Consider the following 251-nt stretch of genomic DNA (forward strand, 5'->3'; position numbering starts at 1 on the left):
GACACTGGCCCAGCAACGCGACAAGGCCATGGCGCTGGGCATGATGCACGACCTGCAGCCGCGCGCTGCACTCAAGCGCCGCGTGCGCCGGTCAATCCAGGCGCTGCTGGCGGGCAGACGGCCATCGCCTTATGGCGAGAATGAATATTTTCGTAAAGCAGTTCGACGGCATGAGCTGTTCTGGCGCCTCAAAGCGTCGCAAGGAAACCCATGAGAGTTCTATTTCTAGTACAGAAAGAGCAGCGGGCCAT

1 pseudogene is annotated in these 251 nt (G+C 59.8%); it reads left to right on the forward strand.

Going from position 1 to position 251, the window contains the following annotated elements:
* A pseudogene (locus AAEZ06_RS27870) lies at positions 1-214 on the forward strand (PIG-L family deacetylase); the annotation flags it as partial.
* Between the last annotated feature and the right edge of the window lie 37 nt (positions 215-251).

The sequence above is a fragment of the Pseudomonas sp. HY7a-MNA-CIBAN-0227 genome, assembly GCF_040310325.1.
Taxonomy (GTDB): Bacteria; Pseudomonadota; Gammaproteobacteria; order Pseudomonadales; family Pseudomonadaceae; genus Aquipseudomonas.